Annotated in this window: 23 protein-coding genes; 15 read left to right on the top strand and 8 right to left on the bottom strand. The window is 68.1% G+C overall.

Going from position 1 to position 21,368, the window contains the following annotated elements; translation table 11 throughout:
* Positions 1–104: 104 nt before the first annotated feature.
* Positions 105–644, bottom strand: coding sequence for an MOSC domain-containing protein (locus tag SK803_RS00005; RefSeq protein WP_319963574.1), 540 nt, complete (start codon positions 642–644; stop codon positions 105–107).
* A 263-nt stretch (positions 645–907) separates the two neighbouring features.
* Between SK803_RS00005 and SK803_RS00010 the strand changes: the two genes are divergently transcribed.
* The 7 genes from SK803_RS00010 (at position 908) to SK803_RS00045 (ending at position 8,650) form a co-directional block, all read left to right on the top strand.
* Positions 908–1,903 (top strand): LacI family DNA-binding transcriptional regulator, encoded by a 996-nt coding sequence (locus SK803_RS00010; protein ID WP_319963575.1) that lies wholly within the window; start codon positions 908–910, stop codon positions 1,901–1,903.
* 115 nt (positions 1,904–2,018) lie between these two features.
* The gene (locus SK803_RS00015; RefSeq protein WP_319963576.1) at positions 2,019–3,662 is read left to right on the top strand and encodes an ABC transporter substrate-binding protein; all 1,644 of its coding nucleotides are present in this window, start codon (positions 2,019–2,021) and stop codon (positions 3,660–3,662) included.
* Complete coding sequence (locus SK803_RS46460) at positions 3,662–4,567, top strand: ABC transporter ATP-binding protein (RefSeq protein WP_406601456.1); 906 nt, start codon at positions 3,662–3,664, stop codon at positions 4,565–4,567. The genes SK803_RS00015 and SK803_RS46460 overlap by 1 nt, the downstream gene beginning before the upstream one ends.
* A complete protein-coding gene (locus SK803_RS00030; RefSeq protein ID WP_319963577.1) occupies positions 4,564–5,544 on the top strand; it encodes an ABC transporter permease in 981 nt (326 codons plus the stop codon). The genes SK803_RS46460 and SK803_RS00030 overlap by 4 nt, the downstream gene beginning before the upstream one ends.
* A gap of 7 nt (positions 5,545–5,551) precedes the next feature.
* Positions 5,552–6,370 (top strand): ABC transporter permease, encoded by an 819-nt coding sequence (locus tag SK803_RS00035; RefSeq protein WP_319963578.1) that lies wholly within the window; start codon positions 5,552–5,554, stop codon positions 6,368–6,370.
* On the top strand, positions 6,367–7,323 hold the full coding sequence (locus tag SK803_RS00040) for an ABC transporter ATP-binding protein (protein WP_319963579.1): 957 nt from the start codon (positions 6,367–6,369) through the stop codon (positions 7,321–7,323). Before SK803_RS00035 ends, SK803_RS00040 begins: the two co-directional genes overlap by 4 nt.
* Entirely contained in the window at positions 7,316–8,650 is a 1,335-nt protein-coding gene (locus SK803_RS00045; RefSeq protein WP_319963580.1) for a GH1 family beta-glucosidase, read from the top strand. Before SK803_RS00040 ends, SK803_RS00045 begins: the two co-directional genes overlap by 8 nt.
* Positions 8,651–8,716: 66 nt before the next feature.
* On the opposite strand, the gene SK803_RS00050 is transcribed toward SK803_RS00045, so the two are convergent.
* Positions 8,717–9,082, bottom strand: a complete 366-nt coding sequence (locus tag SK803_RS00050; protein ID WP_319963581.1) for a DUF4345 domain-containing protein — start codon at positions 9,080–9,082, stop codon at positions 8,717–8,719.
* Positions 9,079–9,459 (bottom strand): hypothetical protein, encoded by a 381-nt coding sequence (locus tag SK803_RS00055; RefSeq protein ID WP_319963582.1) that lies wholly within the window; start codon positions 9,457–9,459, stop codon positions 9,079–9,081. Before SK803_RS00055 ends, SK803_RS00050 begins: the two co-directional genes overlap by 4 nt.
* Before the next feature lie 19 nt (positions 9,460–9,478).
* Between SK803_RS00055 and SK803_RS00060 the strand changes: the two genes are divergently transcribed.
* The 3 genes from SK803_RS00060 to SK803_RS00070 all read left to right on the top strand — a co-directional run bounded on the left by SK803_RS00060 (position 9,479) and on the right by SK803_RS00070 (position 11,661).
* The gene (locus tag SK803_RS00060; protein WP_319963583.1) at positions 9,479–10,108 is read left to right on the top strand and encodes a helix-turn-helix domain-containing protein; all 630 of its coding nucleotides are present in this window, start codon (positions 9,479–9,481) and stop codon (positions 10,106–10,108) included.
* Between the two features lie 86 nt (positions 10,109–10,194).
* A complete protein-coding gene (locus tag SK803_RS00065) occupies positions 10,195–11,445 on the top strand; it encodes a lysine N(6)-hydroxylase/L-ornithine N(5)-oxygenase family protein (RefSeq protein ID WP_319963584.1) in 1,251 nt (416 codons plus the stop codon).
* A gap of 21 nt (positions 11,446–11,466) precedes the next feature.
* Positions 11,467–11,661 carry an MbtH family protein gene (locus tag SK803_RS00070; protein ID WP_319963585.1) on the top strand — a complete coding sequence of 65 codons (195 nt, stop codon included), beginning with the start codon at positions 11,467–11,469 and terminating at the stop codon, positions 11,659–11,661.
* Here SK803_RS00070 and SK803_RS00075 read toward each other — a convergent pair.
* Both SK803_RS00075 and SK803_RS00080 read right to left on the bottom strand, forming a co-directional pair.
* Complete coding sequence (locus SK803_RS00075) at positions 11,651–12,331, bottom strand: SDR family oxidoreductase (RefSeq protein WP_319963586.1); 681 nt, start codon at positions 12,329–12,331, stop codon at positions 11,651–11,653. The genes SK803_RS00070 and SK803_RS00075 overlap by 11 nt on opposite strands.
* Positions 12,328–13,146, bottom strand: coding sequence for a DMT family protein (locus tag SK803_RS00080; protein ID WP_319963587.1), 819 nt, complete (start codon positions 13,144–13,146; stop codon positions 12,328–12,330). The genes SK803_RS00075 and SK803_RS00080 overlap by 4 nt, the downstream gene beginning before the upstream one ends.
* A 65-nt stretch (positions 13,147–13,211) precedes the next feature.
* Here SK803_RS00080 and SK803_RS00085 point away from each other — a divergent pair, with 65 nt between their 5' ends.
* The 3 genes from SK803_RS00085 to SK803_RS00095 are packed head-to-tail and all read left to right on the top strand — an operon-like array spanning position 13,212 to position 15,105.
* Positions 13,212–13,577, top strand: a complete 366-nt coding sequence (locus tag SK803_RS00085; RefSeq protein WP_319963588.1) for a GntR family transcriptional regulator — start codon at positions 13,212–13,214, stop codon at positions 13,575–13,577.
* Positions 13,577–14,452: an ABC transporter ATP-binding protein gene (locus SK803_RS00090; protein ID WP_319963589.1), complete on the top strand. Its 876-nt coding sequence runs from the start codon at positions 13,577–13,579 to the stop codon at positions 14,450–14,452. The genes SK803_RS00085 and SK803_RS00090 overlap by 1 nt, the downstream gene beginning before the upstream one ends.
* Complete coding sequence (locus SK803_RS00095) at positions 14,449–15,105, top strand: hypothetical protein (protein ID WP_319963590.1); 657 nt, start codon at positions 14,449–14,451, stop codon at positions 15,103–15,105. The genes SK803_RS00090 and SK803_RS00095 overlap by 4 nt, the downstream gene beginning before the upstream one ends.
* Positions 15,106–15,109: 4 nt before the next feature.
* On the opposite strand, the gene SK803_RS00100 is transcribed toward SK803_RS00095, so the two are convergent.
* Both SK803_RS00100 and SK803_RS00105 read right to left on the bottom strand, forming a co-directional pair.
* Positions 15,110–15,601, bottom strand: coding sequence for a hypothetical protein (locus tag SK803_RS00100; RefSeq protein ID WP_319963591.1), 492 nt, complete (start codon positions 15,599–15,601; stop codon positions 15,110–15,112).
* Positions 15,574–16,413: a DUF1996 domain-containing protein gene (locus SK803_RS00105; protein ID WP_319963592.1), complete on the bottom strand. Its 840-nt coding sequence runs from the start codon at positions 16,411–16,413 to the stop codon at positions 15,574–15,576. Before SK803_RS00105 ends, SK803_RS00100 begins: the two co-directional genes overlap by 28 nt.
* A gap of 191 nt (positions 16,414–16,604) precedes the next feature.
* Between SK803_RS00105 and SK803_RS00110 the strand changes: the two genes are divergently transcribed.
* The gene (locus SK803_RS00110) at positions 16,605–18,308 is read left to right on the top strand and encodes a discoidin domain-containing protein (protein ID WP_319963593.1); all 1,704 of its coding nucleotides are present in this window, start codon (positions 16,605–16,607) and stop codon (positions 18,306–18,308) included.
* Here the strand turns inward: SK803_RS00110 and SK803_RS00115 are convergent.
* Positions 18,292–20,217, bottom strand: a complete 1,926-nt coding sequence (locus SK803_RS00115) for an endo-beta-N-acetylglucosaminidase (RefSeq protein WP_319963594.1) — start codon at positions 20,215–20,217, stop codon at positions 18,292–18,294. The genes SK803_RS00110 and SK803_RS00115 overlap by 17 nt on opposite strands.
* A gap of 241 nt (positions 20,218–20,458) precedes the next feature.
* Between SK803_RS00115 and SK803_RS00120 the strand changes: the two genes are divergently transcribed.
* Complete coding sequence (locus tag SK803_RS00120) at positions 20,459–21,286, top strand: dienelactone hydrolase family protein (protein WP_319963595.1); 828 nt, start codon at positions 20,459–20,461, stop codon at positions 21,284–21,286.
* Positions 21,287–21,368 lie beyond the last annotated feature (82 nt).

Here is a 21,368-nt window from a genome sequence, read left to right on the forward strand (position 1 = left end):
CCTGCTGGCGTTGACCGCCGCGATCTGGCACAACCGCGCCACCGGCCAGCCCGTCACCCGATCCCTGATCGCCTTCGATCACTGATCAGTTAGGACTTACTCGTCTAGACCTTCTCCAGCGGGCGGTGCGGTTCGGCGGGCAGTTCCACCTGGATCTCGTCACCAGGACTCACGACGCCGCCCACGAGCACGACCGACATGATCCCCGCGCGCCGGATCAGCTCGCCGGCCGACCCCTTGCCCACGACCTCCTTGAGCAGCCCCTTCGAGAAGCCGTCGATCTGCAGGCACGGGTTGCGCAGCCCGGTCACCTCGACCACGGCCTCGGGTCCCAAGTGGAGCAACGTCCCGGTGGGCAGACCCAGCAGGTCGATGCCGCGGGTCGTGACGTTCTCGCCGATCTCGCCCGGTTCGACGGCGTGACCCTTGTCCCGCAACTCGTCGAAGAGTTCGGCGTGCATCAGGTGCACCTGGCGCAGGTTCGGCTGCGTCGGATCCTGCGCCATCCGCGAGCGGTGCTTCACCGTGACGCCCTGGTGGACGTCGCCCTCGACGCCGAGCCCCGCGAGCAGGGTGATGCTCGAACGGACGGGCTTGGTGAACGTGTACTCCTCGTTGCGGCAAACCGCTGTGACAACCCCCATGCACCTGATTGTGCACGATCGGCGGCGGGGCTTTCAGTGCTCCGTTCGGCCTAGGGGCACCGGAAACGCGGACTCGATCAAGTAGTCTCAATTCGAGTCACCTGATCAGGTCTCACCTGCGGTGATGTGAGCCTCCGTGGAAACGCTCTCACGAAGTTCGGGCAAGAGTCTTGACTAATCCTCACGTCAGGCTGTTGACTCCGTCACACCTCGTCGGAACCGGTACCGAAACCGGTTTCAGAGGCGGCGGAAGGAAGTTCGGCATGCGTGTCACGATCGCAGAGGTCGCCCAACGCGCCCAGGTGTCCAAAGCGACCGTGTCACGTGTGCTGAACGGTAAGCCGGACGTGGACGCCTCCACCGCGCAGCGCGTCCGCAAGGTCATCGACGAGATCGGGTACGTGCCCAGCGCACGTGCGGTCGGCTTGGCGCGGGGTCGTACCCGCACGGTCGGCATGCTGGCGCCGTCGCTCACCTGGCCGTGGATGGGCGAGGTCCTCCAGGGGATCGTCGACACGCTCGAGGCCGACGGGTACGGGCTGCTGCTCTACACGATCAACCGCGGGCCGGAGTCGCTGAACCAGTTCGCGAACCACGTGTCCGCCAACGCTTTCGACGGCCTGCTCGTGGTCGAGCCGCCGGACACCCTGCACTACATCTCGACGCTCTACCGGGCGGGTCTGCCGGTCGTCATGATCGACGATCGCGGATCGCACCCGGAGTTCCCTTCGGTGACGACGACGAACCGGCAGGGAGGCGCGGATGTCGCGAGGCATCTCGTCGCGGCCGGCCGCCGCAGGTTCGCCGTCGTCACCGGACCACCGCACTTCGGGTGCACTCAGGCGAGGCTGGACGGGTTCCGGCTCGCTTTGGCGGAAGCGGGCCTGACGCTGCACCCGGACCTCATCGTCGACGGCGACTTCACCACCGAAGGCGGGGAAGTCGCCGTCGACAAGCTCATCGCGAGCGGAATCCCGTTCGACGCCGTGTTCGCCCACAACGACCTTTCCGCGGTCGGTGTGCTGCGGGCGCTGCGTGAGGCGGGCAGGACCGTCCCCGACGACGTGTCCGTGGTCGGCTTCGACGACGTCCCGGTCGCGAACCACACCGAGCCCCGGCTGACGACGATCCGCCAGCCGGGACAGGAGATGGGTGCCGCCGCCGCGCGGATGCTGCTCTCCACGCTGGAGGGACAGCCGATGCCCGACCATCCGCTGGTGCTGCCGACCTCCTTGATCGTGCGCGAATCCGCGCCCTGACCCACCCGCTCCACCACAACTGAACGAACTCGCCAGGCCACCGCATGCGGCCTGGCCAGTTCGCCGTACGCATGAGAGAGCGCTCTCATGCATCGTCGTATCGGGAGATTCCCCCATGCGCAGAACAATCATCGTCGCGTTAGCACTGGCGCTCGCGGCGACAGGTTGCTCCTCCGGCGGCGCTACCAAGGCCGCCGGAGTGTTGACCGTGGGCATGCCCAACGGGCCGCTGACCGAGAACCACAACCCGTTCCTGCCCACGTCGGCAGCGGGTTCGCTCGGCTACCGCTACCAGATCTACGAGCCGCTCGCGTTCGTGAACAACACGCGGCCTGCCCAGGAGCCCGTGCCGTGGCTCGCGACGAAGTGGGACTGGGCGGACAACTACAAGAAGGTCACCTTCACGCTCCGGGAGAACGTGAAGTGGTCCGACGGCAAGCCGCTCACCGCGGCCGACGTCGCCTTCTCGTACGAGATCCTCAAGAAGTGGCCGGCGCTCAACAACCGCGACTCGCTCAAGGTCGAGACCGCGACGGCGACGCCGGACGGCAAGGTCGAGGTCACGTTCGCCTCGCCGCAGTTCGTGAACCGCAACAAGGTCATCAGCGCGATGGTGATTCCCCAGCACGTCTGGAGCACCGTCCCCGACCCGACGACCTACACGAACCCGAACCCCGTCGGCACCGGCCCGTACCAGCTGAAGTCGTTCACCTCGCAGACCGTCACGATCGCGCGGCGGACCGAGTACTGGCAGGAACTGCCCAAGGTTCCGGAGATCCAGTACACCTCGTACAACGACAACACGGCGCAGACCACCGCGCTGGCGTCGGGTGCGAGCCAGTGGTCGTACGTCTTCATCCCGGACTACCAGAAGCTCTACGTCGACAAGGACCCGGCCAACCACAAGCTGTGGTTTCCCGCCGGTCTCGGCATCCACGGCCTGTGGCTGAACACCACGGTCGCGCCGTTCGACAACGCCGCGCTGCGCTCGGCCATGAGCGACGTGATCGACCGCGAAGCGATCTTCGTCCGCGGTGAGGCCCGCCTGTTCCCGAAGCTCGAGTCGCCCACCGGAATGCCGTTGCCCGCCGGTGAGTCGTTCCTCGCGCCGGAGTACAAGGACGCGCGGTTCAAGATCGACGTCGACAAGGCGAAGCAGAAGCTGGCGGGTGCCGGGTTCACTTTGGACGGTGGCGTGCTCAAGGCGCCCGGCGGCAAGCCGGTCACGATCGAGCTGACCAACCCGTCCGGCTGGTCCGACTACCTGACGGTGCTCGACATCATCAAGAGCGACCTGAAGAAGATCGGCATCGAGGCGACCGTGCGCACGCAGACCGCGGACGCGTGGACGACCGACTTCGCGAACGGCGCGTTCCAGGGCTCGTTGCGCTGGACCAACACCGGCGCGACGCCGTACGAGATGTACCAGAACATCATGGACGGCGCGGAGATCAAGCCGGTCGGGCAGACCGCGGCGGTGAACTTCGGTCGCTACAACAGCCCCCAGGCGACCGCTGCCCTGGCCGAGTACGCGAACGCCGCCGACGACGCGACGCGGGCGAAGAGCCTGGCGGTGCTGCAGAAGATCATGGTCGAGCAGGTGCCGATGATCCCGACGTCCGCCGGTCCGATCGGTGCGGAGTACAGCACGAAGAACTGGGTCGGCTGGCCGACCGAGGAGGACCCGTACGGCCCGCCGCAGGCCACCCTGCCCAACGCCCTGCAGATCGTCATGAAGCTGAAGCCCGCGGGGTCGTAATGAATGAAGTCGCGCTTGAAGCGAAAGGTCTGGTCAAGACCTACAAGCGCGTGCGCGCGGTGCAGGACGTCTCCATCGTCCTGCGCCGCGGGCGCGTGACCGCCCTCGTCGGCGAATCGGGATCGGGCAAGTCGACGGTGGCGAAGCTGCTGGCGCGGCTGGTGGATCCCACCGCGGGCGAGATCCTGCTGGACGGCAAGAAGGTGCGGCGGGTCCGGGAGTACCGGCGCAAGGTCCAGATGGTGTTCCAGGACCCGTTCGCCTCGCTCAACCCGATCCACACGATCCGCTACCACCTGACCCGGCCGCTGAAGATCCACAAGCGGCAGGAGACGGTGGAGGAGCTGCTGGAGCGGGTGAACCTGCCCGCCGACTTCGCCGCGCGGTACCCGCACGAGCTGTCGGGCGGTCAACGGCAGCGCGTGGCGATCGCGCGGGCGCTGGCTGCCCACCCCGAGGTGCTGCTCGCCGACGAGCCGGTGTCCATGTTGGACGTCTCGATCCGGCTCGGCGTGCTGAACCTGTTGCTGGACCTCAAGGAACGGCTGAAGCTCGCGGTTCTCTACATCACCCACGACATCGCGTCGGCACGGTACTTCGCGGACGAGACGTTCGTGATGTACGGCGGGCAGATCGTCGAGGGCGGCGACAGCGAGACCGTGACGCAACGGCCGGCGCATCCGTACACACAGCTGCTGATCGAGTCCGCGCCTGATCCGGAACGATCGGTGATCGCGCTGGACGCCCCGCCGGAGGAGGTCGCGGCGGTGTCCGCGGGCTGCCAGTTCGCGCCGCGCTGCCCGAAGGTGCAGTCGCGCTGCTGGACCGACGCGCCGCCGCGCACCGAGGTCGACTCCTACGGGCACTGGGCGGCCTGCTGGCTGTACGTGGAGGCGGCGGCATGACGTTCCTGTTGCGCCGTGCGCTGTTCTACCTGGTCACCCTGTGGGCGGCGATCACGGCGAACTTCATGTTGCCGCGCCTGCTGCCGGGCGACCCGGTGCAGGCGATGATCACCAAGCTCGGCGGCCGGTTGAACAGCGACGCGATGGCCTCGCTGTACATCCTGTTCGGGCTGGACGAGAAGAAGTCGATCTGGGAGCAGTACCTCGACTACTGGGGCGCGCTGCTGAAGGGCGACCTCGGGCTGTCGTTCACGTTCTTCCCGACGCCGGTCGCCGACGTGCTGTCGCAGTCGCTGCCGTGGACGCTCGGGCTGGTCGGCGTGACCACGATCATCGCGTTCCTGCTGGGCACCCTCATGGGCGTCTACGCGGGGTGGAAGCGCGGGTCGTGGATGGACTCGCTCATCCCGGTGACGACGTTCCTGTCGTCGATCCCGTACTTCTGGCTCGGGCTGATCGCGATCTCGGTGTTCTCCGTGACGTGGCCGCTGTTCCCGGCGTCCGGCGGGTACGCGGCCGGGCTGGTGCCGGAGTTCTCCGGTGAGTTCATCGGCAGCGTCCTGGAACACGCCGTGCTCCCCGGCATCACGATCGTGGTGAGCTCGGTGGCCGGCTGGATCCTGGGCATGCGCAACATGATGGTGACCGTGACGGCCGAGGACTACGTGCTGGTCGCGCGGGCCAAGGGCCTGTCGCAGCGGCGGATCATGTTCGCCTACGCCGCCCGCAACGCCGTGCTGCCGTCGATCTCCGGATTCGCGCTGTCGCTGGGTTTCATCGTCGGCGGCGCGTTGCTGGTGGAGATGGTCTTCTCCTATCCCGGCCTGGGATACGTGCTGTTCCAGGGCATCGGTGCGAAGGACTACCCGTTGATGCAGGGCGTGTTCCTGGTGATCACCCTGGCGGTGCTGGTGGCGAACCTGCTCGCGGACGTCGGCTACCTGCTGCTCGACCCGCGCACGCGGCGGGAGGGCTGATTCCGCGATGAACTTCAAGACCAAGCTGGGCCTGGGAATTCTGGCCTTCTTCGCGCTGATCGCCGTGATCGGCGAGTGGATCGCGCCGTACGACCCGTCCGCGATGGGTGACGACCTCCTGTCACCACCCTCGGGCGCGCACTGGTTCGGCACGACCATGACCGGGCAGGACATCTTCTCCCAGGTGCTCGTGGGCACCAGGGGAGTGATGATCGTCGGGCTCGTCTGCGGTGTGCTGGCGACCTTCCTGTCGATCCTGGTCGGGGTGACCGCCGGGTTCCTCGGTGGTGCCGCCGACGAGGCGTTGTCCATGCTGTCCAACGTCTTCCTGGTGATCCCGGCGCTGCCGCTGATCATCATCGTGGCCTCGATGCTGCCGTCGGCGGACACCGTGCTGATCGCGGCGGTGATCAGCCTGACCGCGTGGGCGTGGGGCGCCCGCATCCTGCGCGCGCAAACGATGTCGTTGCGGCGCAGGGACTTCGTGGAGGCCGCGCGAGCGTCCGGGGAACGGACCTGGCGCATCATCGTGTTCGAGGTGCTGCCGAACCTGCTGGCCGTGATCGGCTCGGGGTTCGTCGGCACGGTGATCTTCGCGGTCATGCTGCAGATCACCCTGTCGTTCGTCGGCGTCGTGTCGCTGTCGACCTGGAACTGGGGCACGATCCTGTTCTGGGCGCAGAGCAACCAGGCGCTCGGCCAGGGCGCGTGGTGGTGGTTCGTCCCCGCCGGCCTGTGCATCGCACTGCTCGGCACGGCGCTGGCGCTGATCAACTTCGGGATCGACGAGTACGCGAATCCCCGGCTGCGGAAGGTGCGCGCATGAGCCCGGTGCTGGAGATCCGCGATCTCTCGGTGGACTACGGAACCCTGCGAGCCGTGCACAACGTCTCGTTGACGTTGAACGCGGGCGAGGTCCTCGGACTGGCGGGGGAGAGCGGCAGCGGCAAGTCCACTTTGGCCTACGCCGCGACCCGCCTGCTGCAGACGCCGGGCAAGGTGCCGTCCGGCCAGGTGCTGTTCAAGGGGCAGGACCTGTTGTCGCTGACCGAGAAGCAGCTGCAGGTGCTGCGCTGGAACGAGATCGCGATCGTGTTCCAGGGCGCGATGAACGCCCTGAACCCGGTGATCTCGGTCGGCACGCAGATCGACGACGTGCTGCGCACCCACCGGCCGGGCATGAAGCGCCCGGAACGGACCGCGCGTGGCCGCGAACTGCTGTCGCTCGTCGGGATTCCGGTCGACCGGCTCGCGTCGTACCCGCACCAGCTGTCCGGTGGCATGCGGCAGCGCGTGATGATCGCGATGGCGCTGGCGCTGGAACCCGAGATCGTCATCATGGACGAGCCGACCACCGCGCTGGACGTGGTGGTGCAGCGGCAGATCCTCGGTCAGATGATGAGGCTGCGCGAGACGCTCGGCTTCTCGATCGTCTTCATCACCCACGACATCTCGCTGCTGGTCGAGTTCTCCGACCGCATCGCGATCATGTACGGCGGACGGGTGGTGGAGGAGGCTCCGGCGGCCGAGATCTACCGCGCCGCCAAGCACCCGTACAGCCAGGGGTTGCTGTCGTCGTTCCCCGCCCTGCGCGGGGCCAGGCGGGAGCTGAAGGGGATTCCCGGCTCGCCGCCGGACCTGCGCTCGATGCCCACCGGATGTCCGTTCCACCCCCGTTGCCCCCAGGCGCTCGACGTCTGTGGTGAGCGGATGCCGTCGCTGGAGATCGTCGAGGAACGGCGCCGGGTGGCCTGTTGGCTGGAGGACGTGCGTGTCTGAGGTGACCGCCGGGCTGCCGGCCGACTTCTTCTGGGGCGTGGCCACCTCCGCCTACCAGATCGAGGGCGCGTTCGACGAGGACGGCCGCACCCTGTCCATTTGGGACACCTTCTCCCGCAGGCCGGGAGCGGTGGCCAACGGTGAGAACGGCGACGTCGCCTGCGATCACTACCACCGGATGCCGTCCGACGTGGCGATGATCGCCCGGCTGGGCGTGGACAAGTACCGGTTCTCGGTGTCCTGGCCGCGTGTTCAGCCGGGTGGCCGCGGACCGGTCAACGCCAAGGGGATGGACTTCTACTCCCGGCTCGTGGACGAGCTGCTGGAGAAGGGCGTCGACCCCTGGCTGACGCTGTACCACTGGGACCTGCCGCAGGAGCTGGAGGACGCCGGCGGCTGGCCGCACCGCGACACGGCCTACCGCTTCGCCGAGTACGCGGGACTGGTGCACGACGCCCTGGGCGATCGGGTGCCCACCTGGACGACGCTGAACGAGCCCTGGTGTTCCGCGGTGCTGGGCTACGACACCGGACGGCACGCGCCTGGCCGCCAGAACTTCGCCGAGTCCATGCGAGCGGTCCACCACCTGTTGCTGGCGCACGGTCTCGCCGCGCAGGAACTGCGGTCGCGCGGCGTGGCGTCGTTGGGGATCACGCTCAACATGGGCGTCCACACGCCCGCGTCCGATGATCCTCGCGACGTCGACGCTGCCCGGCGTGCCGACGGGCTGGGCACCCGGATCTACCTGGATCCGCTGGTGCACGGGCGTTATCCGGAGGACGTGCTGGTCGACATCGCCGCCCGCGGCGCCGAGATACCGGCGCGGTCCGGTGACCTGGAGATCATCTCCACGCCGCTGGACGTGCTCGGGGTCAACTACTACACCTCGCACGTGCTGAAGGCGACCGATGACCCCGCCGCGGCCGAGGTGGTGCCGCAGGGCCGGCCCGTCACGGCCATGGACTGGGAGATCGTGCCCGAGGGGTTCACCTCGTTGCTGGTGCGGTTGCAGCAGGACTACGGCGTGCCGATGGTGATCACCGAGAACGGTGCCGCCTTCGACGACCTGGACGTCGAGGACGGGTACGTCGCCGACGTCGACCGGGTGTCGTACCTGGAGTCGCACATCTCGGCGGTGGCCGCTGCCGTCCGGGCCGGTGCGGACGTGCGCGGGTACCTGGCGTGGTCCCTGATGGACAACTTCGAGTGGGGCTACGGGTATGCCAAGCGTTTCGGCATCGTCCGGGTGGATTACGAGACTCAGGCGCGGACTTTGAAGCAGAGCGCGCAGTGGTACCGGGATCTGATCACGCGGTCCCGGGCTTAGGTTGCCCGTTCTCCGGCCCGGTCGTCGTGGAATCTCTGCGCCCCCACGGCGACTGGGCCGGTTCCATCACGCGACGCTGAACAGCAGCGCGGCGGTGACGACCTCGACCCAGAAGTAGAACCAGACCGGGTAGAACGGCGTGGCGGCGTCGGCGAGCCGGGAGAGCACCCGGCCGAGGGCCATGCCGGCCAGGGCGGCCCCGACGGTGATGACCGCGCCCGTGCGGATGCCGCCCACGTCCAGCGCCGCCGCGGCCAGCACCGCGGCGATCGCGACGCCGAACCCGCCGTAGACCGCGCGGATCTCGGACCGGCTCTCCGGTGTGCCGGCGACGATGCGGAACGGCCGGACGAGGGCTGCCGGTGCGACGAGTGCGTAGACGCCCATGCCGAGGAAGAACACTCCGGCGATGACGATGACCGCTGTCGTCATGCGCGCACTCCGGCCCTGAGCAGGACCGCTGCCGACGCCGGCACGAGCAGCGCCACGGCATCCACCTGCGCCACCCGGACCAGCTGGTGGTTCAGCGCCGGGGTGGTCAGCGCGAGGAGCAGAAAGGTGCCCGTGCTGACCGTGTTGCCGGTGATCGCGGCGGGACGCAGGGCCGGGCGGAACGCGGACACGATCGCGAACGCGCCGACCAGGGCGAGCAGGATCGCTCTGTGCCGCAGGAGCACCTCCAGGTCCGCGCCGGCCACATCGATGCCGTAGGCCGCTCGCATCCACTCCGGCGACACGGCGCCGGCACCTGGCAGCACGTTGATCAGGCCTGCTGCCACCAACAACGTTTGTCCCGCTCTGGTTCGCACGCGTGGAATCATCGGTCGCGTGACCGACGCCGCGCTTCCGGAAACGTGCTGCCCGCGGGAGCGGGCGACGATCTGGATCTGGCCCGGCCAGGCCGCCTACCTGGGACCGTCGCTCGACCTCGACCCGCACTCCGGTTCCGTGCACTGCTTCGCGCTGGGCGTCGACGCGCCGTTCCTGCTCCGGTGCGGTGGTGACGAGCGGAAGGTGCGCAGCGCCCTGATCCCGGCGCGGACGCGGCACCAGGTCGTCTCGGACGGCGGCCGGATGCTGTTCCTCTACCTGGAACCGGACCTCTCGGACGACCGGATCCGCACCGCGCTCGGCATCCTCCTGGCGCACCCGTGCCTGAGCGCGCCGCAGGTCGCGGCCGAGCTCAGCCTGTCGACTTCGAGGTTCCTGCACCTCTTCTCGGCGCAGGCGGGCACGAGTTTCCGCCGCTACCGGCTGTGGGCGCGGATGCTGCGCGTCGCGGCGGCCACGGCCGGGGGTGCGGACCTGACCAGGGCGTCCGTCGAGGCAGGGTTCGCCTCGCCGAGTCACTTCAGCGACAGCTTTCACGACATGTTCGGGCTGACCGCGAGCACGTTGCTCGGGAAGAACGCCCGCGTCGTCCTCGACTCCGGGTCGAACGGCGCTCCAGCGGCGTAGATCACGTCCGAATGTACTAGCTAAGGCATACCTTAGTTAAGTTAGGGTTACTTTACGCTGCCCGGGAGTGCCTGGAGAGGATCGCGATGGAACCGGTGTTAGACCTGGCCGGCATTGGCTTCGGCCCGTCCAACCTCGCTCTCGCGATCGCCGTGGAGGAGCACGAGCGGCCCGTCCGGGCGCGCTTCTTCGAGAGGCAGGCGCGGTTCGGCTGGCATCGGGGGATGCTGCTGGAGGACGCCACCATGCAGGTGTCGTTCCTCAAGGACCTGGTCACGCTGCGGAACCCGACCAGCGCTTTCAGCTTCCTGTGCTACCTGCGCGACCGCGGGCGGCTGGTGGACTTCGTCAACCACAAGAACCTGTTTCCGCTGCGCAAGGAGTTCCACGACTACTTCGAGTGGGCCGCGGAACAGGTCGCGCACCACGTCTCGTACGGCGCCGAGGTCACCGGGGTCCGCACCCACGACGACGGGTTCGAGATCACCGTCGGCGCGCAGTCGGTCAGGACCCGCAACCTCGTGCTGGCCACCGGGCTGGAGGCGAACCTGCCGGACGGCGTCGAGGCCGGCGAGCGGGTCTGGCACAACAAGGACCTGCTGACGCGGATCGACAGCCTGCGGGATCCCCGGCACGTCGTCGTGGTCGGTGCCGGGCAGAGCGCGGCGGAGACCGTGGCGTTCTTCCACGACCGCTTCCCCGCGGCCGAGGTGCACGGGGTCTTCGCGCGGTACGGGTACAGCCCCGCCGACGACAGCTCGTTCGCGAACCGGATCTTCGACCCCGCCGCGGTGGACGACTTCTACTCCGCGCCGGAGGAGGTCAAGCGCAGGCTGATGGGCTACCACGCCAACACGAACTACGGCGTGGTCGACCAGGACCTGATCGAGGAGCTGTACCGGCGGGTGTACCGGGAGAAGGTCGTCGGGCAGCAGAGGTTGTTGCTGCACAACACGTCCCGGCTCACCGACGTGAACCCGGACGGCAAGTGCGTGATCGAGTCGCTCGCGGACGGCGGCCAGCTGCCGATCGACGCGGACGTGATCGTCTACGCGACCGGGTACCGGCCGGCGAACCCGGTCAGGTTGCTCGGTGATCTCGCGGACCATTGCGAACGCGACGAGCACGGCCGGTTGAAGGTCACCCGCGACTACCGTGTCGTCACGAACAACGAGATCTCCGGCGGCATTTATCTGCAGGGCGGTACGGAACACACGCACGGCATCACGTCGTCGTTGCTCTCGAACACGGCCGTGCGCGTCGGCGAGATTCTCGACTCGGTTCTGCGGCGGGTGCAGCAGCACCAGGCAGAACTGAAGCTCCAAGCAGTCAAGTAGTTCCATCAGGAAGGGCTAGTGATGACCAACCCGTTCGAGGACCCGCAGGGCCGTTTCTTCGTGCTGGTCAACGAAGAGCAGCAGCACTCGCTGTGGCCGGCGTTCGCGGAGGTGCCCGCCGGGTGGACCCAGGTGTTCGGCGAGGAGAGCCGCGAAGCGTGCCTGGCGTACGTGGAGGAGAACTGGACGGACCTCCGTCCCGCCTCTATCCGCTGAGGTAGTCGCTGAACGTTCGCTCGCCCACCGCGCGGCCGGGAGTCAGGTTCCCGCCCGCGCGGTAGGCGCGGTACGTCGCTCCCGGCACCTTCAACGGCACCAGCGTGCGCTTCTTACCCGTTGCGGCCAAATAGGTTCGCGCGAGATCGACGGCTTCGCGGATCTCCGGCCCGCCCATCTCCGGGGCCGTGCCCACAGGTGCGCCTTGGGCCAGCACCGCCAGTTCCAGGGCCACCTCGGCCTCGTCGACGGGCTGGAAGGCGAACCCCGGCACGAGCATGAGCGGCAGCTTCGACGCGGCGTCGAACATCCTGCGCAGCAACGAGTGGAACTGCGTGGCCCGCAGGATCGTGTGCGGCACACCGGACTCGGCGATCACCCGCTCGGCCGCGTGCTTCTGCTTGTAGTAGGGGAGTGGGACCTGGTCGCAGCCGACGATCGAGATGTACACCAGGTACGCGGGTTTGGCCGCGAGCACCACCCGTGCCATGTCGACCTCGCGCCGGAACGACGTGGCGCAATGCACGACCACGTCCGCGCGCAGTGCGCCCAATCCGGTGCCCCGCAACAGATCCGTGCCGGTGGACCGGGAGACGGACCTGGCGCCGGGCAGTGCGGCGACGACATGCCGGCCGAGCGCGCCGTTGCCGCCCGTTACGACGAAGGTCATGCCTCCACCCTGACACGGTGGTAGTAGGCCAGCACGACGGTTCCGCAGACCGCGGCTGTCGCGCTGATCACCAGGCCTGCCTGCATGAGCCCGCTCATGCCCGTGCCCTCGCCCACCAGCTTGATGCCGATCCAGGCCGCGACGATCGGGTTGACCACGGTCTGCCCGGCCACGACGAGGTCCGGCGGGCCGGCCGCGTACCCGAGCTGGATGAACCAGGCGCCCACGAGGAACGCCACCGCCAGCCCGGTCAGCGACACCCACTCGATCGCCGGCAACGCGGTGGTGACGTCCCGGACCAGCACGGCGACCAGGCCGTAGAGGATTCCGGCACCCACGGAGAGCGAGAACGCCCGCACCGCCCCGGTGCTGAACGTCGCCGCGACCGTGCAGACCAGGACGCCGGCGACGACCAGCTGGCCTGCCTGCAGCACGATCTTCGGCGAGATCTCGGCCGGCACCGCCTCGCCCGCCGTGATGGACACGAACACGACGATCCCGGCCGTCGCCACCAGCACCGCCACCGCGAGCAGACCGGTCAGCCTGCGTGCCCGCGCGACGGCGATGAGCGGGATGGCGAGCGCGTTCAACGGCGCGACAACGGAAACCGGGGCCAGTGCCAGCGCGATGACCTGCAGAACCGCGCAGCCGAACAGCACCAGGAAGCCGTAGACCCAGCGGCGCGACGACAACAGCCGGTGCGCCGAGGTCAGTTTCAGGTCGGTCAGTTCCCGCACCCCGGCGTGCTGCCAGAGCGCGCCGAGCGCACTGCACCCGGCGGCGAGCACCGCGCACAGAATCGCGATCCCGACCACGTGGCCAATGCTACGCCGCCACTGCTATGGTTCATTACATGAGTAACGAACCGAGGAAGTAAGCCATGTTCGACGACCGGAGCCCGATCTACCGGCAGATCGCCGACCGGATCAAGGCGGACGTGCTCAGCGGGGCGTTGAAGGCGGACGAACAGGTCATGTCGACCAACCAGTACGCCGCTTACTACCGGATCAACCCGGCCACGGCGGCGAAAGCCTTTCAGCAGCTCGTGGACGAGCAGGTGCTCTACAAGAAGAGGGGGATCGGGATGTTCGTGAGCACGAGGGCTCGCGACATGCTGCGGGCACAGGGGAGGGAGACCTTCTTCGGCGAGGTCGTGGATCCGATGGTCGCGGAGGCGCGCGCCATCGGCATTCCGCTCGCCGAGGTCGTCCGCCGCATCGAGCAGCACGAGAACGGAGACGTGTGATGCGGGTTGACGTGCAGGGCGTGACGGTGCGCTACGGAGACGTCACCGCCATCGACGACATGAGCTTCTCGTTGTCCGGCAACAAGATCTACGGCCTGCTGGGCCGCAACGGCTCCGGCAAGACCAGCCTGATGTCCGCGCTCGCCGGTTATCGCAGGCCGCACGGATCGGTGCTGCTCGACGGCACGCCGGTGTTCGAGAACGCCACCGCGATGCGCCAGGTGTGCTTGGTGCGTCACTCCGCTGATGCGGCCGACAAGGGGGACAAGGTCTCGTACGTCCTCGAGTACGGGGCGGCTTGGCGTGACACGTGGGACAACGACTACGCGCTTGAGCTGACCGAGCTGTTCAAGATCTCGTCGAAGACCAAGGTGGGCGAGCTGTCGCTGGGGCAGCGGTCCGCGCTGGGCGTGGTGATCGGGCTGGCCAGCCGGTCGCCGCTGACGATGCTCGACGAGTCGCACCTCGGCATGGACACGCCGACCCGGTACGCGTTCTACGACGCGCTGCTCAACGACTTCATGGCGCACCCGCGCACGATCATCATCTCCACGCACCTCATCGAGGAGCTCGCCTCGTTGCTGGAGGAGGTTGTGATCATCGACAGCGGCCGCCTGGTGTTGCAGGAGGAGGCGGACGTGCTGCGGTCGCGTGGCACCGAGGTCACGGGGAACGCTTCGGACGTCGACGAGTTCACCGCGGGGCTGACCGTGCTGAGCGAGAAGTCGTTGGGGCGCACCAAGGCCGCGATGGTCTACGGCGCGCTCGACGACGCGCACCTCGTCCGGGCCCGTCAGCTGGGGCTGGAGCTCGGGCCGATCGCGTTGCAGGACCTGTTCGTCCACCTCACCGAACCGGTCGGAGGGAAGCTGTGAAGGTCTTCCGGCACCTGACCACGTCGCTGGTGTCGTTCGGCGCGATCGTGGCCGGCTGCGTCTTCCTGCTGGTGCTCGCCGTCTCGTTCGTCATCTCGCTGTTCGCCGACATCGTCTTCAGCGGGTGGATGCTGGTCACCGTGCAGATCGCGCGCTGGTTCGTGCTCTGGGTGGGTGTGTACACGATCCACAACGTGCTGCCGATCGCGATCGCGCACGGCCGCACGCGTCGCGAGTTCCTGGTGGCGGCGACCGGCTTCACCGCGGTCTTCGCGCTCGCGATGACGCTGCTGGCGTGGCTCGGGTTCCTAGTCGAAGGCGGCGTCTACGACCTGATGGACTGGCGGACCACCCCGCACGGGTCGCCGCTCGCGTACTTCCTGATGTTCCTGGTGTGGTGCGGTGTGGGCATGTTCGTCACCGCCGCGTTCGACCGGTGGGGCCTGGGCGGGGTGCTCTCGCTGCCGGTCGGCCTGGCGCTGGTGCTCGTGCCGGGGATCACGATGCCCGGCACCGGGGACATGCCGTTCATCAGGGACGCCCCGGACTTGCTCGGCTCCGGCTGGCACGTGGTGTCGCTGCTCGCGTGGGTGGTCGCGGTTGCCTGCACGTGGGCGGTCGCGCGGGACATGCCGGTGCGCGCGCGGACGTGACTCTTCACCCGCCGGCGAGCTCCGCGGTGCGGTGGCGTTCCATCAGCTCGACCACCTCCGCGGTCGGCTGGTGGGTGATCGCGGAACCGGCCGAGCGCAGCACCTCCAGCGACTCGGTGAGATGCGTGCGCACGAACTGCTTGCGCGCGTCCGGGCTGGTCGAGGCGAGCTGGATCTCCGCATCCGTTGGCATGCCAGGCATGTCGTGGCCCGCGTGGTTGTTCACGTACGGCGCGTCGAGCAGTTTGCGCAACTCCACGAGCTCGGTGCGGCGGTTCTCGATCAGCGCGGTGTTTCCGTCGAGCTCCACCAGTTTCAACGCCTGCTCGTCCGTCGCGATCGCGAGTTCGACGAACGCGCGTTCCGTTGCGCCGTAACCGTTGGCGGCAGAAGTGGGCGACGGCGGGCCGGCGGGTGTGGGTTCCTGCTGGCAGGCCCCGAGGAGGAGGCCTGCCAGCAGGACCACGATCAGCCGTGGTTGCCGGCGTGATCGCATTTCATCACCACGTTGATGCAGTTGCGGACGCGGCGCTCCATCTCGGCGCGCGGCCACACGTTGAAGAAGTCACCGTGCATCGTCTGCCCTGTGCCGGAGGCCAGACGCAGTCCCGAGGTGCTGCCGCTGACCGGATACCGCAGCACCATCCGCAGCTTCGGCACGGAAACCGGGTGCGAGGACGGGCATCCGCCCGCGACCGGGTAGGACATGTGCGACTTGTGGTCGGCCGAGTCGAGGTTGCGGCCGTCCCAGCACTGCGGGAAGTCCAGGTAGGTCTCCAGCATCGTGCCGGCCGGGCACGTCACGAAGTTCTTGGACGGGTTGACGTGCCCGGCGTGCAGACAGGACCAGCGGGCGATGCTGTCGTGGTCACCGGTGGCCTTCGCGTTGCCCGCGACGATCTTCAGCCCGTACGGCGTGGGCTGGATCGCTCCCGGGTTGTTCACTCCTTCGCCCAGGTAGTAGAAGGTCACACCGGTCGGGGCGATCGCCGTGTTGTTCCGGTACAACGTCGGCACCCAGTACGACGAGATGTCCGAGACCGGGTTGCAGTTGCCGGACTGTCCTTCCAGCGACTGCGGGGTGGTCGAGCGAGCGGTCGTCGAGTGGTTGCCGAAGAAGTCGTGCGAGTGGGACGCACCGGCGAGGTTCGGCAGGACGATCGGGTCGTCGGCCAGCCGGTGGCTGATCGGACACTCCGCGAGGAACTCGGCGACCCGTACCGGTTCTCCTTGCGCCGCAACGGGAATGCTCAGTGCGGCGGCGATCAGTCCGATGATGGCGGCTAGGTGCAGAACAGGCTTCTTCATTGAAGCTTTCCTCTCCACAGCAGGATTGGGAGAGCGCTCTCACGCAGATCGAGCATGACGCAGGCCGTAATCCGCAGTCAATCCGCAAGAAACGTTCAGTAAGTCCCGGTTTTCTTGACATCACGTGTCCGCTGCGTTGACGCTCAGGTCAGGAGGGCGCTCTCACGATCCCTCCGGCCCCAGGAGCATCCATGTCAGGAAGGCTTCACCGCGCAAGACTGCCGCTGCTCGTCGTCGCGGTCCTCGCGGCCGCGATGATCACCCCGGCTCACGCCGCCGGCCCGCTCATTTCCCAGAACCGTCCGGTCACCGCCTCCACCAGCGAGAACGCCGTCTTCGGTGCGACGGCGGCGGTGGACGGCGATCTCGGCACCCGCTGGTCCAGCGAGTTCAGCGACCCGCAATGGATCCAAATAGATCTCGGTTCCACCGCGAAAGTCGACCAGGTCACGCTCTCGTGGGAAACCGCGCACGCCAGGGCGTTCAGTCTCAAGATCTCCCCGGACGGCAACACCTGGAACGATCTCTACAACACGACGACCGGTCCGGGCGGCACGCAAACCCTGCCGGTCACCGGCACCGGCCGGTACGTCCGGCTCGACCTGACCCAGCGCGCCACCCAGTGGGGTTATTCGCTCTGGGAGTTCCAGGTGTTCGGCACCAGGGACACCGGAAACGCCGAAACCCTGCTCTCCTACGGCAAACCCGGTGCCGCGTCGACCTTCCAGGACGACCCGAACTGCGGCGGGTGCACGCCCGCCAAGGCGTTCGACCGCGACCCCGCCACCCGCTGGGCCACCAGCGCCACGACGGGCTGGGTCGACCCCGGCTGGATCTCGGTCGACCTCGGTGCCCCCGCCACGATCTCGAAGGTCGTCCTGCAATGGGATCCGGCGTTCGCGACCGCGTACCGGATCGAGGTCTCGGGCGACAACTCGAGCTGGCGCGAGATCTACTCGACCACCACCGGCCGTGGCTTCAAGGAGACGCTGACGGTCAGCGGCACCGGCCGGTACGTCCGGATGTACGGCACCGCCAGGTCGAACGGCTACGGCTACTCGATGTGGGAGTTCCAGGTCTACGGCACCGGCGGCAACCCGACGCCCGCCCCGTCGCTGCCGCCGAACCCGGCGTTCCCCGGCCGGCTGGTGTGGGCGGACGAGTTCAACGCGCCCGCGGGCACCGGGCCGGACGCCGCGAAGTGGCAGCCGGAGACCGGACCTGGTGTGAACAACGAACTTCAGTACTACACGAACAACAACAACGCCCGGCACGACGGCAACGGCAACCTGGTGCTGCAAGCACGGCGTGAGGTCATGCCGGGCAGCGCCTGCCCGCCGGACCCGGTCAGCGGCAGCACGACCTGCCAGTACACCTCGGCACGGCTGAACACCTACGGCAAGTTCACCTTCACCTACGGCCGGGTGGAGGCGCGGATCAAGGTGTCGTCGACGCAGGGGTTGTGGCCGGCGTTCTGGATGCTGGGCGCGGACTTCTTCGACAAGCGCACGCCGTGGCCCGCGTGCGGCGAGATCGACATCATGGAACACGTCGGCAAGGAGCCGAACCGGGTCTACTCGACGCTGCACGCGCCCGCGTACTTCGGCGCGGGCGGGGCAGGGGCGCCGCTCGACCTCGGCCAGCCGGCGTCCTCGGCGTTCCGGACGTTCGCGGTCGAGTGGGACTCCAGCCACATGACGTTCAGCGTGGACGGCAACAGGTTCTTCACCGTCGACCGGAACCAGCTGGAGACCACCCGCGGGCCGTGGGTCTACGACCACCCGTTCTTCATCATCATCAACAACGCGGTGGGCGGCGACTGGCCCGGCCCGCCGGGGGCCGGGACGCAGCTGCCGCAGGACATGGTGCTGGACTACGTCAGGGTGTTCCAGTGACGGAGATGCGAGCGGGCGGTGAGACGTCGAACGCCTCGGTGACCGCCTCGACCTCGATCTGCGCGGTCTCGCCGTTCGTCAGCGGGATGGCGGGCACGAAGTACGCGTCGTTCGTCGTGCCACCGAGGAAGATCCGCTCGGAACCGGTCCACTTGTAGACCCGGTACTGCCGAACGGAACCGGGCGAGCGAGTCCAGGTGAGCCGTGCCGACACCGTCGTGGCGTTGGTGCGGCTCACCTGCTCGACCCGCACGTTCGACGGCGCGACGGGCGGCGTCAGCACCGGGTTCGTGACGCCGATCCGGCCGATCAGCGCCGTCACCGCGGCACCGGGCAGCACCCGCAGCGAGATCTCGGTGAGCGTCGCGCCGGAGTGCTCGCCGAGTGGGAACACGCTGCGCCGCCACGCCCCGGAGACGCCGCCGAGGTCCAGGACCTTCTCCACGGCACCGAACCGCAGCACCGCCTGCAGCCGCGACGGCCCGGTGCCGGTGCGGTGGACGATCTCGAACTGGCTGCTCCCGGTCAGCTTCAACGACGTGGCGAACAGCCTGACGTCGTTGGCCGACAGGGGAGTACCGGTGATCTTCAGCGCGGTGCCGCCGTCGTACGGGTCGTCCCAGTCCAGCGACGGCACGACCTTGGTGCCGGTACCGGTGACGCTCCACCGCCACGTCGGCAGCACGTCCTGCAGCGACAGGTTGTTCCACGCCTGACTCGATCGCACGGTGCCGTTGACGGCGAACTTCCCGCCGTGCCCGGTGTTGAAGTTCGTCACGAACGGCAGCGAGGTGATCGGCGTCAGCTCGGTGATGTAGTGCGCGATGCCCTTCCAGTTCGCCGTCGTCGTGGTGTTCGACGGATCACCGTTGGGGCCGACCCAGAACCTGTTGTCGCGGGCGTAGAAGTCGGCGGGACCGGTCGACGACTTGAACGTCCACTCCGGACGGTAGAAGCCGAGCGAGGTCGTGTGCGGCTTGCCCTCGGGGAACACCGAGGCCCAGCCGATGCTCGTGTTGTAGCCGTTCGCCTCGACGTCCACACCGGACGCGAGGTCGTACGGGCTGCGGCCCATCTGCCGCGCGAGTGAGGCCGAGTTCGCCAGGCCCTGCGTGCTCCACCAGAAGTTCAGGAACATCTCGTCGGACTGCTCGAAGAACATCCGGTTCCGCTCGGTCAGCGCGTTCTGCCAGCTCACACCTCCGCTGTCGGTCATCGCGTCGTACCAGATGACCCGCAGCCCGCTCTTGCGCAGGTAGACGATGAAGTCGCGCATGTCGTTCGCGAGCTGGGTGTTGCCGCCGGCGGTCTCCTGGTTGAGGAACCAGCCGTCGAACCCGTGGTGGCGCGCGACCTGGATCATCTTGTCCGCCACCGGGAACCGGTCGCCCTCGCGCCTGACGAAGTCGCGGACCCACTGGATCTGGCCGCCGTACGCGGTCGGCGGGAGGAAGACGTTGCCGATCACGCGGACACCGTTGCGGTGCGCGGCGTCGGTGACGGTCGGGTTCGGCGCGAGGATCAGGCCCTCGGACGCGGAACCACCCCAGAACACCAGTTCGTCGATGTACTGCCAGTAGTTCGTGGCGTAGTAGTTCATGTCGAGCGAGCCCTGCGCCGGGTTGTTGCTCGTCGGCGCGTACGCCACCAGCGCCTGCACACGGGCTTCGTTCGGGTGGGCGTGCGCGTTGGCCGGTCTGGCCGGGACCACCCTCCGTGCCAGCGGGACGGTGCCGCGGTTGTACCTGGCGTCCCGGTCGGTCGCCGGATCCCAGTCGAGGATCGTGGCCGGGTGCCAGTAGGACGCGTACGGCTGCGCGACCTCGGCTGCGGACGCGGGAGTCTCGGACAGCAGACCGGTGAGCGCTGCTGTGGAGCTCAGGACGAGGAACTGTCTCCGGGTGGGCACGTGATCACCCTCGTGCGCCGTCTGATTCGCCGCATACCGCCGCTGCGGTGACTGAACAGGACGACAACGTCACGGTCTGCTGCGCTGGGTAACCGGCTCGTCCTCGATGACTTTCTGTCGAACATCGTCGAAATGTCCCGGTAACCATCCGAGTGGCCGAATCCCCGCCGGGCTACTGGGCGGTAGCGTGAGCCTCGCCGTCGCTTTTGGTTCCCCTGCAACCAATCGAGGTGTCCTCGTCGTGCGCATCAAAGCTGTGCTTGCGGCGCTCATCCTGGCGCTGATCCCGGCCACCGCCACCGCGGCGGCCAATCCCTACGAACGCGGTCCGGTACCCACGGCCGCATCTGTCGAGGCCTCCCGCGGCACCTTCGCGGTGACCTCGGCCGCCGTCGCCCGCCAGTCGAACTTCGGCGGTGGCACCGTTTACACCCCGACCAGTGGCCTCACGTTCGGCGCTGTCGCAGTCTCACCCGGCTTCACCGCCACCCAGTCGTCCGTCGCGCACTTCGGCCCGCGGCTGGCGTCCTACGGGTTCGTGGTGATCACCATCAACACCCTGTCCGGCTTCGACGACCCCGACAGCCGGGGCCGTCAGCTGCTCGCGGCACTGGACTACGTGGTCCGCACCAACCCCCGTGTCGACGCCTCGCGCCTCGCCGTGATGGGCCACTCCATGGGCGGTGGCGGAGCGTTGCGCGCCGCCGCGACCCGTCCCGCCCTGCAGGCCTCGATCCCGATGGCCGGCTGGCACACCACCAAGAGCTGGCCGACGGTCGCGGTGCCGACCATGGTGCTCGGCGGCCAGAACGATCCCACCGCACCCAACTCCCAGCACTCGACGCCGTTCTACAACTCGATGACGGCCGCACCCGACAAGGCGTTCCTCGAACTGCGCGGCGGCGACCACTCGGCGCCCCGCAGCGACAACGTGACGGTCCGCAAGTACACGCTGTCGTGGCTCAAGCGGTTCGTCGACGACGACCTGCGTTACGACCAGTTCCTGTGTCCGGCCCCGGTGGCGAACACGCTCATCTCGGCGTACCGGGACACCTGCCCGCACGCCTGATCGTCGACGGGTTGCTGTGCCAGAGCGCGACGGCCTGGCACAGCGCCCGCGGCAACACCGCGGGAATCGGCGCGGTTCTGCC

Origin of the sequence: Lentzea miocenica (genome assembly GCF_033949945.1) — a bacterium.
In the GTDB taxonomy this organism is placed as follows: domain Bacteria; phylum Actinomycetota; class Actinomycetes; order Mycobacteriales; family Pseudonocardiaceae; genus Lentzea; species Lentzea miocenica.